The sequence below is a fragment of the Stenotrophomonas rhizophila genome (genome assembly GCF_007667275.1).
GTDB classification, from domain to species: domain Bacteria; phylum Pseudomonadota; class Gammaproteobacteria; order Xanthomonadales; family Xanthomonadaceae; genus Stenotrophomonas; species Stenotrophomonas maltophilia_AE.
The window spans coordinates 639637-654125 of the sequence record NZ_VDQT01000002.1 but is presented as its reverse complement, the minus strand read 5'-3'; the positions used below and the strand labels follow the sequence as shown (position 1 = coordinate 654125).

At 68.9% G+C, this 14489-nt stretch carries 10 protein-coding genes; 3 read left to right on the top strand and 7 right to left on the bottom strand.

The annotated features are described in order from the left end of the window. Positions 1 to 48 precede the first annotated feature (48 nt). Positions 49 to 456, bottom strand: a complete 408-nt coding sequence (locus tag FSZ13_RS08990) for an ExbD/TolR family protein (protein ID WP_145479193.1) — start codon at positions 454 to 456, stop codon at positions 49 to 51. Between the two features lie 186 nt (positions 457 to 642). On the opposite strand from FSZ13_RS08990, the gene FSZ13_RS08985 reads away from it, so the two are divergent. Further along, complete coding sequence (locus FSZ13_RS08985; RefSeq protein ID WP_145479192.1) at positions 643 to 2622, top strand: transglycosylase SLT domain-containing protein; 1980 nt, start codon at positions 643 to 645, stop codon at positions 2620 to 2622. Positions 2623 to 2793: 171 nt separating this feature from the next. Then, positions 2794 to 4014, top strand: a complete 1221-nt coding sequence (locus FSZ13_RS08980; RefSeq protein WP_145479191.1) for a multifunctional CCA addition/repair protein — start codon at positions 2794 to 2796, stop codon at positions 4012 to 4014. Between the two features lie 209 nt (positions 4015 to 4223). Here the strand turns inward: FSZ13_RS08980 and FSZ13_RS08975 are convergent, their stop codons facing one another. From FSZ13_RS08975 to FSZ13_RS08950, 6 genes are all read right to left on the bottom strand, one after another. Beyond that, complete coding sequence (locus FSZ13_RS08975) at positions 4224 to 7205, bottom strand: autotransporter domain-containing protein (RefSeq protein WP_260844130.1); 2982 nt, start codon at positions 7203 to 7205, stop codon at positions 4224 to 4226. A gap of 151 nt (positions 7206 to 7356) precedes the next feature. After that, entirely contained in the window at positions 7357 to 8424 is a 1068-nt protein-coding gene (locus tag FSZ13_RS08970; protein WP_145479190.1) for an acyltransferase family protein, read from the bottom strand. Further along, the gene (nagA, locus tag FSZ13_RS08965; RefSeq protein WP_145479189.1) at positions 8421 to 9569 is read right to left on the bottom strand and encodes an N-acetylglucosamine-6-phosphate deacetylase; all 1149 of its coding nucleotides are present in this window, start codon (positions 9567 to 9569) and stop codon (positions 8421 to 8423) included. The genes FSZ13_RS08970 and nagA overlap by 4 nt, the downstream gene beginning before the upstream one ends. After that, a complete protein-coding gene (locus FSZ13_RS08960) occupies positions 9569 to 10597 on the bottom strand; it encodes an SIS domain-containing protein (RefSeq protein WP_145479188.1) in 1029 nt (342 codons plus the stop codon). The genes nagA and FSZ13_RS08960 overlap by 1 nt, the downstream gene beginning before the upstream one ends. Positions 10598 to 10604: 7 nt before the next feature. Beyond that, positions 10605 to 11672, bottom strand: a complete 1068-nt coding sequence (locus tag FSZ13_RS08955) for a LacI family DNA-binding transcriptional regulator (RefSeq protein WP_145479187.1) — start codon at positions 11670 to 11672, stop codon at positions 10605 to 10607. 42 nt (positions 11673 to 11714) lie between these two features. Then, the gene (locus tag FSZ13_RS08950; RefSeq protein ID WP_145479186.1) at positions 11715 to 13007 is read right to left on the bottom strand and encodes a sugar MFS transporter; all 1293 of its coding nucleotides are present in this window, start codon (positions 13005 to 13007) and stop codon (positions 11715 to 11717) included. A 413-nt stretch (positions 13008 to 13420) separates the two neighbouring features. On the opposite strand from FSZ13_RS08950, the gene FSZ13_RS08945 reads away from it, so the two are divergent. Further along, entirely contained in the window at positions 13421 to 14395 is a 975-nt protein-coding gene (locus FSZ13_RS08945) for a glucokinase family protein (RefSeq protein ID WP_145479508.1), read from the top strand. Positions 14396 to 14489 lie beyond the last annotated feature (94 nt).

Sequence of the window (14489 nt, the reverse complement as noted above, 5' to 3'; positions counted from 1 at the left end):
GCGTGGGTGACGCGTGACCGGCCCGCCGTGGGCGGGCCGGTCGGACGACTACGGACTCACGAAGGCGATCTTTTCCATGTGCGCGTTGTTGGCAGCCGCCAGGACCTTGGCCATCACGTCGTATTCGGCGTTGGGGTCGGTGGCGATTCGCAGCTCCGGCAGGTTCCCGGTGTTGGCTTGGGCAGCGTCCTGCATGCGCTGCTGCAGAGAGCCGACGGCCACCGCCTGACCATTCCAGCTGACCTGGTTGCTGGCGTCCACGCGCAACTCGATTGGCGGCGGTGGGCTGATCGGCGGTACCACGGTGGTGGGTTGCGGCAGGTTGACCGGAATGGGCATGGACACCATCGGGGCGGTCACGATGAAGATGATCAACAGCACCAGCATTACATCCACCAACGGGGTGACGTTGATGTCGGCCAGCGGGCCGGGCTTTCCTGCTGCGGTGAAGGCCATGGTGTGCTCCCTTGTTCGAACGTTGAGGGTCCAGGGGCAGCCGGGCAGAGCCCGACTCTACGCGCCTTGCGGCGCCTTTGACATTACGCCCGCTCCGGCTGCCTGTTCAGCGGAGCGATACGATCCGTTCAGGGTCGAGTGGGCTTGCCGACACCGGCGTTCACTGGCGCCCGCTATCCTTCCGGCATGAACCGATTCCCCCTGCATATCCTGAGTGCCACCACCCTGCTCGCCGGTCTGGGGCTGGGCGCCACGGCGGGTGCCCAGAACCTCGACGCGCAGCGCGCGCAGATCAAGGCCGCCATCGACAATGCCGAGCGCGGTCAGTTCGACCCCGCGCAGGCGTCCGCCCTGGCGCGGCACCCGCTGTATGGGTGGCTGGAATACGCCAACCTGCGGCGCAACATCGACACGGTGACCAACGCGCAGGCGCAGGATTTCCTCAAGCGGTACAACGGCCAGGCCGTGGCCAGCAGTTTCCGCAGCGTGTGGCTGCCGGCGGTGGCGCGCCGCGAGGACTGGCCGACCCTGCTGGCCAACTGGGCGCCCACCGACAATGTCGGCCTGCGCTGCGCGCAGCTCAACGCGCGCCAGGCCACCGGCAAGGCCGATGCGCAATGGACCAGCGACGCCCAGGCGATCTGGCGCAGCACCGGCAAGTCGCTGCCCGATGCCTGCGACCCGGTATTCGCGGTACTGGACGCCAAGGGTGGAATGAGCGCGGAGCTGCGCTGGGAACGCATTGATGCGGCCGCCGATGCGCAGCAGCCGGCGGTGATGCGCAGCGCCGCGCGTGGGCTGCCGGCCGCGGACCTGGCCTTGGCCAACACCTATGCGGCGTTCGTGGACAAGCCCAATGCGAGCGCGCTGAACTGGCCGCGCAACGAACGCAGCCGGCGCATCGCCACCGACGGCCTGGCCAAGCTGGCCAAGGCCGACCCGGATGCCACCGAACAGCAGCTGCCGCAGTACGCCAATGCGCTGCAGCTGACCCCGGCCCAGCAGGCCGAGGTGCGCTATCAGATCGCACTGTGGACCGTGGCCTCGTACGGCCCGGAGTCCGCGCGTCGGCTCAACGCGGTGCCGGACTCGGCCTATGACGAGCGCCTGCACGAATGGCGCGCGCGCGAAGCGATGTCGCGCGGCGACTGGCCGGCCACCCTGGCCGCGATCCGCAAGATGGGCCCGACCCAGCGTGCCGACTCCCGCTGGCGCTATTTCGAAGCGCGCATGCTGGAAAAGACCGGCAAGCGCGCCGAGGCGCAGCCGCTGTACCGCGAAGCGGCGCGTTCGGCCACCTTCCACGGCTTCCTCGCTGCCGACCAGCTGGGTCAGAGCACGTACACGCTGTGCCCCATCGAGCCGACCGACAGCAAACAGGCGCAGGCTGCGGTGGCGCGGGATCCGGCCATCGTGCGAGCGATGGAGCTGTTCAAGATCGAGCGTGCCGGCTGGGCGGTGGCGGAGTGGAACGATGCCCTGACCCGCTTCGACACCCCACAGCGCCGCATCGCGGTAGAAGTGGCGCGCGACAACGGCTGGTTCGACCGCGCGGTGTTCTCGCTCGGCAGGACCCCGGACGAGCAGCGCCTGTACAGCCTGCGCTTCCCGCTGCACCACGACGAGGCGATCCGCCGCGAGTCCGCGCGCAACGCCATCGACCCGGCCTGGGTGGCCGCCGAGATCCGCGCGGAGAGCATCTTCAACCCGAAGGCGCGTTCGCCGGCCAATGCCATGGGCCTGATGCAGGTGCTGCCGGCGACCGGGGCCAGCGTGGCCAAGTCGATCGGGCTGGGCGGCTACGGCGGCGCGGCCAGCCTGTATGACCCGGACACCAACATCGCATTGGGCACCGCCTATCTGCGCCAGCTGATGAACAAGTATGACGGCCTCCCGTACGTCACCATCGCCGCCTACAACGCCGGCCCGACCCCGACCGCGCGCTGGCAGTCGCAGCGTCCCGGCTTCGACCCGGATATCTGGATCGAGACCATCAGCTACAAGGAAACCCGCGAGTACGTTGCGCGCATCCTGGCCTTCAGCGTGATCTACGACTGGCGCTTGAATGGTGACGCCCTGCCGGTCACCGACCGTATGAACGGGCGCCTGCAGGCCAAGCGCAAGGCGTTCACCTGCCCGACCGACGCAGACAAGGGTGGCGATTGACCCCCGGTAGCGCCGACCGTTGGTCGGCCCAGGCAATGCCGCATCGCTATGGGGGCGGCGGGGGTACGTGATCTCTCGATGCCGCTTGGGCCGACCAACGGTCGGCGCTACCGTCGCGGGCAGGGGCGCGCCAGGGGATCGGTGCCAGGGCGGTCGTGGCATGATTCCCCAATGAAAATCTATCTCGTTGGCGGCGCGGTTCGCGACCGCCTGCTTGACCGCCCGCCCGGCGACCGCGACTGGGTGGTGGTCGGTGCGACCCAACCGGAAATGGAAGCGCTGGGCTACAAGGCCGTCGGCAAGGACTTCCCGGTATTCCTGCACCCCGACAGCGGTGAGGAATACGCGCTGGCGCGGACCGAGCGCAAATCCGGCCGCGGCTATCGCGGCTTCGTGGTCGATGCGGACCCCTCGGTCACGCTGGAGGAGGACCTGCAGCGCCGCGATTTCACCATCAACGCCATTGCCTGCGATGAAGCCACCGGCGCGCTGGTGGACCCGTATGGCGGCGTGCGCGATATCGAACAGCGGGTACTGCGGCATGTGGGACCGGCGTTCGTGGAAGATCCGTTGCGGGTGCTGCGCGCAGCCCGCTTCATGGCCCGCTTCGCCCCGCTGGGGTTTACCGTCGCCGCGGAGACGATGCAGCTGATGCGGCAGATCGCCGAGAGTGGCGAACTGGATGCGCTGGTGCCCGAGCGCGTCTGGCAGGAGCTGCGCCGCGTGCTGGCTTCGGCGCAGCCGTCGGCGTTCCTGCGTACGCTGCACGACGCCGGTGCGCTGGGCGCGGTGCTGCCGGAACTGGAGGCGCTGTATGGCGTGCCGCAGCGTGCCGAGTACCACCCCGAAGTGGACACCGGCGTGCACCAGGAAATGGTCAGCGACATGGCCGCCCGGCTCGCGCCCGGCGATGACCAGGTCGGCTTTGCCGCACTCACCCATGACCTGGGCAAGGCGTTGACCCCGGAAGCGGAATGGCCGCGCCATGTGATGCACGAGCAGCGCGGGCTGGCACCGTTGCGGGCGCTGTGCGAACGGCTGAAGGTGCCGCTGGACCACCGGCAGCTGGCCGAAGCGGTCTGCCGCGACCACCTCAACGTGCACCGCATCGATGAACTGCGCGATGGCACGGTGCTGGAATTGCTGGGTCGCTGCGACGGCTTCCGCCGCCCGGAACGGATCGCGAAGATCGCGCTGTGCTGCGAAGCCGATGCGCGCGGTCGCCTGGAGTTCGAGGATCGCGCTTACCCGCAGGGTGAAACGCTCAAGCGCCTGCACCAGGCGGCGCTGTCGGTGCAGGCACGCGACCTCGACCTTGCCCATCTGCAGGGCCCTGCAGTGGGTGAAGCACTTGCGCAGGCCCGCATCAAGGCGATTGCTGCAGCTCGGTGAATGCGCCTGCGCACCGGACGCAGGCCGAGGGAGGATTGGTTCCACGTTCGGTAGGGTATGACCTGCGGTGAAGCCTGGTGCCTGGCTTCACCGTAGGTCATGCCACAACCGGGCGTGGAAGATTCCATGGCGGTCGATCGGGATGCGACCCTACCGGTGCTGGCCGCCACGGCGAGTCCGGTGCCGGCCGCCATTGCGGGGCCTGCCGGCTAGAAGTCGAAGCGCAGCCCGATGTTGCCCTCGATCACCTTGCGCTCCTTCTGCCGGCTGCTTTCCAGATCGCGCGTGTAGTCGGCCACCGCGAACGCGCTGACGTTGGCGTTGAACCGCGCCACCACGCCGAAGCCGACCTCCAGCGCACGCGAATCCTGCTGGTTGGTGATGCGGTTGCTGTCGAAGTCGATGCGGTCTTCGCCATCGAGCGTCTGCCAGTAGTTGAGCTTGAAGTACGGCTGCCAGCCGTTGCCGGCGATGTCGTAGTCGGCGGCCAGGCGCAGACCGGCCCGCCCGGTCCAGGCATTGTCGGCATTGAAGCGAAGCTGGGCAACGCGGTCGGCGGTGTCATCCACCGAGGTGCGCTGCCAGATCACCTGCAGCTGCGGCTCCAGCCACCACGCCGACTCGCCGAAGCGCAGCAGCGGCTTGCCCACTTCCAGCGACGCCGTGGTGCCGTCGCCGTCAAGGTCGATGCCGATGCCACGCGCGGAGGTGGCCTCGCCGTCGTAGCGGCTCTGCATCACCACCGCATCGAGGTAGCCGCCGGCGCTGCCGGCACGCGTCCAGTACAGGCCCACGTGCTTGTCGTCCAACCGGGTGCGGCCCACCGCGACGTTCTCCCAGCCGATCGCGAAACCATTGACGTTGCCCTGCGCGCGGGTGCGTCCGACGAAGACGCCGAACTGGTCGCGGTGCCCATCACCTGCGTTTGCGTACAGGTCCAGGCCGGCCTGCACGCCCTGGATGTCGCCATCGAAGCCGGGTTGGGCGTCGCCCTCCCAGTACTGCTCATGGCTCTGCCCGACCAGCCGCGCCCACGCGGCGCGCACTCCACCCTGCCCGGCCAGGATGCGCTGCTCGCCCTGGCGCTCGTGGAAGGTGCCCAGGCTGGCCAGGCTGGCCTCGCGCAGCAACGGCGGCACCACCGAGTAGAGGCCGGTTTCCAGCCGGTACAAGGGCACGATGGCCGCCTCTGACGGACGTGCCTCGGGCGTCGGCGGCTCGGCCAGCGGCCCCGGCACCGCAGCCACCTCCGTGGGCACCGGCGGCGGCACGTCCTCCTGCGGCGGGGGCGCCGGCGGTGGCGGGGCCGGCTCCGGCGGCGGCGCAGGTTCGGCGGCCACCGGGTCGGGGTTTTCGGGGAGATCCGGCGAGGGGGGCGGCGGCAGCTCAGGCGGCGGCGCCCCCAGCGCCTCCGGCGGCGGTGGCTCGGGGGTCACCGAGCCCAGACCGATGGGCGGTGCGGCTGGCGCGGGAACCACATCGTTGACCAGGGTCGAACGCAGGTACCAGTTCTCGCCACTCCCTGCGCTGACGCCACCCTTGAACAGGAAATACTCGAACGCACCGGCGGCCACCGGCGCATACAGCGCGAACGCGTTCGCGCTGGTGCTGGCGCCGTTGATCGCCTGCACTACGAGGATGCCATCGGCCACGGTTTCCGCGCCGGCACCGTCCGCGTTGAGGATGCCGACGCCGGTGGTGCCGCTGGCCACGCCGTTGGAGATCACCAGCCGGTCGGACGCGGAGTCGTCGGCGCCCAGCACGGTGTCCAGGTACAGCGCACCGCCGTTGCCGGTGTAATTGCCGGCGATGGTGAACGCATCGCCGGCGCCGCCGCCGCCGTTGGTGAGGTCGATGCGGCCGGCATTGGTCACGTTCACCGGCAGCGCCGCGTTGAAGCCGACGACGCTGGCATTGATGCCACCCCCGAACAGCGTGCTGGTCGCGTCTACGTCGAGTGCGCCACTGCCGCTGCCGGTATCGCCCAAGCGCAGGTCGCCGTCGAAGGTCAGCTGGCTGTCGTTGGCCAGCGCCATCGATTCCCAGCCGGTGAAACGCGCGACGCCGTTGGTCTTCACGTTGTCCATGTTCAGCCTGTCCGTGCCCAGACCGCCGTCGAACCCTGGCAACGCGCCCAGGTGCGAGACGTTGAGGTTGGCCAGCGTGGCGATGTCGTCGCCTTCCCCGGAATCGACCAGGCCGTGCACCACGCCGCCGCCGCTCCAGTCGAAGCGGTCGTTGCCGAAGCTGAGGCGGATCTCGCCGCGCACGGTGCCGCCGGTGATGGTGACCGCGTCGTTGCCGCCGCTGACGCTGATGTTGCCGCCGATGTAGCCATCGGAGAGCACGATGGTGTCGTTGCCGAAGCCGGTGACCAGGTTGCCGTCGATGGTGCCGCCGGACATCAGGAAGGTGTTGTCTTCCAGCTTCATGTTGACCCGGCCGATGCGGCCGCCGGTCATTTCGCCGTAATCGCCGTCATCGAACGCGCCGACGATGCGCCCGTCGGTCATGCGGAAGCGGTCCAGGCCATCGCCCTGCAGCAACGCGCCGATGCTGCCGCCGGTCATCAGGAAGGTATCGATGCCCGAGCCCTGCTGCACGGTGCCGGACACGGTACCGCCCGAGACCTGCAGGCTGTCCGCGTCGGCGCCCTGGTCGATGCTGCCGACGGTGCCGCCACTGAGGGTGATGGCATCGTTGCCCGCGCCCTGCAGGACGCTGCTGCTGATGCTGCCGGCCAACATGTCCAGGCGGTCGGCGCCGGCGCCGAAGATGATGCCGGCGGTGCTGCCGCTGATGACGCCGCGGTTCACCACCGTGGTCGCCGCGTTGGTGAGGATGCCGACGCCGCTGGCGCTGGTGATGCTGCCACTGTTGTCGATGCGGTGTCCGCTGCCGCCGTCCAGCGCGATAGCTGCGCCGCTGGCGATGCCGAGCTGGGCGCCGGCCTGCACGTTGACGGTGACATTGCTCGATCCCGGCACGCTGGCGATGGGCGTGGTCTGCGGACTAGGTGCCGCTGCCGTGCAGGTAACGGTCTGCCCGGTCGTGGGGGCCGTGGTATCGCAGCCGGCCCAGGCCGGGCCGGTGGTGGTGGCGAGGAGGAGGCCGCCGCAGGCCACGCGCAGGCTGCGCGCGATGCCTGCCGCCAGACGGGAAGGTGGCGGAGTCACATTCATGGGACGCATGGACCGTTCCTTTTCCAGAAAGGGAATTACGGTGTGCCGATGCGTCCCCCGTGACCTAACGCAGCCCGGCGAGGGTACTTTTACTGTCCGGATGTGAGGCGAAGGTAAAATTTCGACGGCTTATGGATAATCGCCACCGCCGCCAGCGTATTCATATTTTCAGGTAAATCCGGCGGCGGTCCAGCGCCCACGCGATGATCCACCAGGACGCCACGAACCCCACTGCGCACAGCAGCGACGCCAAGGCCGGCTGGCCCGGCACGGCGCTGGAAAGCATCGTGTAACACGCCGACCATGCCCCACTCGCGATCAGCACCAACGCCATCACCGAGGAGCCCAGGTAGGCGGCGATGGCATTGACGCCGAAGCGTCGGCCCAGCGCGGGCCAGTGCCAGCGGTCCACCAGCAGGTGCGCCAGCAGCAGCGCGGCGATCGACAACCCGCCGCACCACAGCACGTAGCTGGGCGTCCACAGGTTCTTGTTGAACGGCAGCAGCGGTGCCAGCAGCAGGCCGGCACCCGACAACAGCAGTGCCACTCCGCCCAGCGTGCCCAGGCGTCCGGCGCGCAGCCAGCGGCCGGCGATCAGTCCCAGCAGGGTGGTGGCCAAGGCCCCGGTGGTGCTGAGCAGGCCTTCTGGATCGTGCCCGAGCCGGGTCACGGCGTCGTACTTATACAGAAACGGTGCGAACAGCGCGGTATCCACCCGGCTGACCGGATTGAGCCACGGCGCCAGCGTATCGGCACCCAGCAGCAGTGCCGCATACCCGAGCAGCAGGCCGCCCAGCACCGCCCACTGCGTACGTGCGCGGGTGTGGATCGCCAGCAGGCCCACCACCGCCACGCACACCGCGATGCGCTGCAGCACCCCCCACAGCCGGTATGCAGGCAGCTCGAACAGCCACCAGGCCAATACGTGCAGCAGCGCCCCCGCGAGCAGGATGCGCAGCGCGCGCGTCAACAGCGTACGGCCCAGCAGGGGCCGCATCGATGCATCGGCGGCGCGCGGCTCCAGGCTGAAGGCCATCGACACGCCCGCGATGAACAGGAACAGCGGGAAGATCAGGTCGGTCGGGGTGAAGCCGTGCCATTCCGCATGCAGCAGGGGTGCATACACGTGACCCCAGTCGCCGGGGTTGTTGACCAGCAGCATCGCCGCCACGGTCAGGCCACGCAGGGCATCGATGGAGCCCATGCGCGCAGCGGAGGATGCGCTCATGCGTCCTCGCGCTGTCCGCGGATCCAGGTCGCACGCACCTGCAGCGCGTCGTCCAGCAGCACCAGGTCGGCCTGGTAGCCGGCGGCGATCTCGCCAAGCCGGTCGTCCACGTTGAGGAACCGGGCCGGGTAGCGCGAGGCCATGCGCGCGGCTTCGTCCAGCGGCAGGCCGAGCAGGTTCACCGCGTTGCGCACCGCGGTGGCCATGTCCAGCGCCGAGCCGGCCAGCGCACCGGCCGCGTTGCGGACCACGCCATCGACGACCGTGATCACCTCACCATACAACTCGAAACTGGGACTGTCGGCGCCCACCGGCGACATCGCGTCGGTGACCAGCATGACCTTGCCGGAGGGCTTGGCCGCCAGCGCAACGCGCAGGCTGCCCGGATGCACGTGCACGCCGTCGGCGATGATGCCGATCCAGCTGTCGCGGTCTTCCAGCGCCGCACCGACCGCGCCGGGCTCGCGACCGGTCAGCGGCGACATCGCGTTGTACAGATGAGTGAAGCCGCGGATGCCCGCGTCCAGTCCAGCGCGCGCTTCCCCATAGGTGGCCGCGGTATGCCCGGCGGCCACGATCACCCCGCGTTCGACCAGGGCGCGGATGCTCTCCAGCGGCACCCGCTCCGGCGCCAGGGTCAGCAGGGTCACGCCATTGTCGAGCGAGGCCGCCATCGCAATCTCGTCGGCATCGGGCACGCGGAACTTGTTCGCGTCGTGCGTACCCTTGCGCGCCGGGGCGATGTACGGACCTTCCAGGTGGATGCCGATCACGCCGGGGACCCCCTGTTCGATCGCCGCACGCGTGGCATCGATGGCCTTGCGCATTACCTCGGCGTCATCGCTGATCAGCGTCGGCAGCAGCGCGGTGGTGCCGAAGCGGCGGTGCGCCGCCGCCAGCGTGCGCAGGCTCTCCACATCGGGCGTGTTGTTGAACAACACGCCACCGCCGCCATTGACCTGCGCATCGATGAAACCGGGCAGCAGCCAGCCGCCGCCCAGGTCCACCTGTTCGGCCGCGCTGCCCAGCTGCGGCGCAGCATCGGACACCAGCGCGGTGATGCGCCCGTCCTCGATCACCAGCGCAAGGTCATCGCGGAAGCCGTCGGCGGTGAGGATGCGGGCGTTGCGCAGGACGGACTTCATCAGACGGTCTCCGTGACCTTGTTCAGGTGCGGCGGCAGGTCCGGATTGTGGCCGCGGCGCAGCGCCAGCGCATTGATCGCCTTGTAGAACGCCTGCACCACCAGCAGCGGGGCGCAGGCCGGGTGTGGCGCCTGCGGCAACGGCAGGTCGCCGTCGGGAGCGGCCAACCACACCTGTGCGTCGCGTGCGGCGAACTCGGCCGCCACCGCGCGGGTGCCGGCGCCGGTTTCATCCGGCTGCGCGAACGCCAGCACGGGGAAGCCGGGACCGACCAGGGCCATCGGGCCGTGCTTGACCTCGGCCGAGCTGTAGGCCTCGGCGTGCAGGCCACAGGTTTCCTTGAACTTCAGCGCCGCTTCCTGGGCCGCGCCCAGGCCGAGGCCACGGCCGACCACGAACAGGTTGTGCGCCGGCACCAGCCCATCCGTCAGGGCGGACCAGTCGCTGTTCCATGCCTGGCGCAGTGCGTCGGGCAAGGTGCGCAGCGAGGCGATCAGCCCCGCGTCCTGGCTCCAGTATGCGACCAGCTGCAGGAGCGCTGACAGCGAGGCCAGGTAGCTCTTGGTCGCCGCCACGCTGCGCTCGGCGCCGGCGCCGAGCGGGATGACCGTCTCGGCCAGCTGTGCCAGCGGCGAGTCTTCCACGTTCACCAGCGCGACCACGCGCGCGCCCGCCGCGCGCGCGGCCTCGGCGTTGCGCAGCAGGTCCGGGCTCTTCCCGGACTGCGAAATCACGATGTACAGCGCGCCGCGCAGCTGCAGCGGTGATTCATACACCGACCCCACCGACGGCGAGGCCGACGCGGTGACCAGGCCCAGCTTGGTTTCCAGCAGGTACTTGGCATAGGTGGCGGCATGGTCCGAACTGCCGCGCGCACAGGTCACCACGAACGGCGGTGGCGCCGCACGCAGGGTCGCGGCCAGCGTCTGCACGGTCGCTTCGTTGCGCGCGAACTGTGCGGCGATCACGTCGGCCGCTTCGGCGGCTTCGCGGAACATCAGGGTGTCGTGCGGGGCTGGCAGGGACATGCTGGACTCAGGTGGTTTCAGGGGTGGAGGGCCGTGTACCCACCGGCCGCATCGGCGCGGTGGAACCGCGCACGACCAGCTGTGGCACAAAGCCCTGGTTCTGCAGCTGCAGGGGCGCATCGTCGTAGGCGTCGCTGCGCAGCTGCGCGATCAACAGGCGCGCGGCGTGGCGGGCGATGTCTTCGGTGGCCTGCTTGGCGGTGGTCAGCGGTGGCCACGACTGGCGCGAGAACGGGCTGTCCTCGAAGCCGGCGATGGACAGGTCGTACGGAACGTTCATGCCCGCCGATTTGGCCGCCGCCAGAACGCCTGCGGCGATTTCGTCATTGGAACCGAAGATCGCCGTGGGCGGTTCGCGCAGCGCCAGCAGGCGCCGTGCGCCGCGGAAGCCGTCGTCGAAGGTGTAGTCGCCCTGCACCACCAGGTGCTTGTCCACGGTCATGCCGTAATCGCGCAGTGCCGCCTCGTAACCGGCATGGCGTTCGCCACTGGAACGGTGCGAGGTGCCGCCCCAGAGGAAGCCGATGCGCTGGTGGCCGAGCTGGATCAGGTGTTCGGTGATTTCATAGGCGGCCTCGCGGTCGTCCACGAACACGCACGCGCCGTCCTGCGGATCGGCGGTGGCGGCGATGATGCGCACCAGCTTGATGCCGCGCGCGGTCAGCGCCGCGACCAGGTCGCGGCGCTCGGACATCGGCGCGGTCAGCACGAGCCCGGCCAGGCGCGAACGCTGCACCCAGTCGGCCAGTTCCTCGGCCAGCATCGGCGAGCTGGAATCGCAGGGATGGATCTGCAGCCCGAAGCCGGTTTCGCGGCAGGCGGCGAGCACGCCGTTCTGCACGCCGATGATGTGGTACGGATTCGGGTTGTCGTACACCAGCCCGATCACCAGGGTGGTGCCGGTGCGCAGGTTGCGCGCCGCGGGATCCGGCTCGTAATCGAGCTCGGCGATCGCGCGCAGCACGCGCGCGCGCGTGGCCTGCATCACCGACGGTTCGTTGTTGATGACCCGCGAAACGGTCTTCAACGACACCTTGGCCCGTTCGGCGACATCCTTGATGGTCGCTCTACGCATGCTCTTTTCCTGGCTCACCGGTTGGGCGTCCATGATCGCCGATCACTGCCCGTCGCGGGGCAGGCCGATCCGGTGGCCGCGCAGGGAGTAGAACAGGATGTACAGGTAGCACGGCACCATCAGGCCCGCGAACACCCACTGGAAGTCGAAGTGCTGCTTCAGCACCGCGAAGGCCTGCGGGATGATCGCGCCACCGGCGATGGCCATCACCAGCAGCGCCGACCCGGTTTCGGTGAAACGGCCCAGGCCACGGATGGCCAGCGGGAAGATCGCCGGCCACATCATGGCGTTGGCAAAGCCCAGCGCGGCGACGAAGCCCACCGACACATAGCCGTGGGTGAACAGGGCGCCGATGCAGAACAGCACGCCCAGGCTGGCCGAAATGCTCAGGTAGCGCTGCTGCGAGACCAGGTGCGGAATCAGCGCCAGGCCGGCCACGTAGCCCACCAGCATCGCGCCCAAGGTGATGGAGGTAAACAGCTTGGTCTGGTCCAGCGGCAGGTTGAAGCCATGCCCATAGGTGCCGATGGCGTCACCGGCCATCACTTCCACGCCGACGTAGACGAACAGGCAGAGCACGCCCAGCCACAGGTGCGGGAACTGGAAGATGCTGGTGCGCTCGGCCAGGCCGGGCGCGCGCGCCGGCGTTGCATTGGCTTCGGCGGTCTTCAGCTCGGGCAGCGGCGAGAACAACACCCCGACTGCCAGCACCACCAGCAGCCCGGCCATGGCCATGTACGGCATCTGGATCTTGGCGGCAAAGGTGTCCAGCAGGGCGTTGCGGGCCACCGGGTCGGCGGCGGCGACCTGCTCGGAGAGGTCGCCGATGCCGTGCAGCACCAGCGTACCGATCAGCAGCGGGGCCAGGATGCCGGCGATCTTGTTGCAGATGCCCATCAGCGCGATGCGTCGCGCGGCGGTCTCGATCGGGCCGAGGATGCTGATGTACGGGTTCACCGCGGTCTGCAGCAGGGCCAGGCCGCTGCCGATGATGAACAGGCCGCTGAGTGCACCGGGGTACCAGCGCTGCTGGGCAAAGTGGGCGAACACCACCGCGCCGGCCGCCATCACCAGCAGGCTCAGGCTCAGGCCCTTCTTCATGCCGGTGCGCTTGAGGATCCACGAGGCCGGCAGGGCCAGGAAGAAGTAGGACAGGTAGAACACCATCAGCACCAGGAACGCGCCCACCTCGTCCAGCTCGAAGGCCAGCTTGACGAAGGTGATCAACGGGCCGTTGAGCCAGGTGAAGAAGCCGATCAGGAAGAACAGCACCCCGATGATGAGGATCGAGGTGGCCACGCTCGAACGCGCGGAAGCAGCAGGCACGACAGACATCTGGAAGGCTCCTGCATCGACGGCACGCGGGCGACGTCGGAAGAGTGGCTGGGAACAACGTTGTCACATTTATTCGATGGGCTACCCGGCTTTGTCAACAACTGGTTTCCGCGCCGACTGCGGAAAACGCCGTGCTGCACCTGCGCAGAAACGCCGCCAGCCCCCGCCGTGCCTTCACGCGGCCAGTGATTGCAACGGCTTTACGAAATCTTGACGGCGCGGGGCTGAAAACGTTTTCTTGTGACGCAGGTCGTTGCGGCGCAGCATCGAAAGTGTGAGGTTATCGTTGACATCGTTGTCAGAACGATTACAGACTCCGCTCAATCGCCGGGGCCAGACCTGGCCGTACGTATCCCAAGGGAGCCCGTGTGACCGCAGCCGCCCACGCCGTATCGGCCAACGCCCCCCTCACGATGCCGCCGTTCCTGGCGGCCGACGTGGGTGGCACGCATGTCCGCGTGGCCCGTGTGCAGGCCAGCCAGGATCCGGCCCATCCGGTCCAGCTGCTGGAATACCGCAAGTTCCGCAATGCCGACTACGCCGGGCTGAGCGCGATCCTGCAGGCCTTCATCGCCGACGGCGAGCGCCCCGCGCATTGCGTGGTGGCCACCGCCGGGTATGCCCGCGAAGACGGCACGGTGATCACCGCCAACGTGCCGTGGCCGCTGTCGGCGCGCCAGATCGAGGCCGACCTCGGCCTGGAAACGGTGTACATCGTCAATGACTTCGAAGCCGTGGCCTACGCCGCCGCGCAGGTCGATGCCAGCGGCGTACTGCAGCTGACCGGCCCGGCCACCGCCCCGCGCGGCCCGACCCTGGTGGTCGGCCCGGGCACCGGGCTGGGTGCGGCGCTGTGGATCCCGACCGCGCATGGCGCGGTGGTGCTGGCCACCGAAGCCGGCCAGCCGACGCTGGCGGTGAGTACCGAACTGGAAATGGCGATCGTGCGGCAGATGCAGCGCGAGCTCGCCCACGTCTCGGTCGAACATGCGCTGTCCGGCCCAGGCCTGATGAATCTCTACCGCGCCCTGTGCGCGATCGAAGGCCAGCCGGCCGTGCTGGCCACGCCCGATGCGATCACCGCCGCGGCGGTCAGCAACCAGGACGTGCTGGCGCGGCAGAGCCTTGAAGTGTTCTGCGGCCTGCTCGGCAGCACCATCGGCGACATGGCCCTGCAGTATGGCGCCCACGGTGGCGTGTACCTGGCGGGCGGGATCCTGCCGCAGATCCGCGAATTCCTGTTGAACAGCAGCTTCGTCGCCCGGTACCTCAACAAGGGGCCGATGCGCGAGGCGCTGGAACGCATACCCGTGAAGGTGGTCGAGCACGGGCAGCTGGGCGTCATCGGCGCCGCCAGCTGGTACCTCGGCCGCACGGACGCTTTTTGAAAGGTAGGTAGGTCGCGCACCGGCAACGGTCGCTGGGCAAGGTCGCACGCATCGCAAACCGCACGCCGTCGCTGGCGCACAAACGATTGATGAG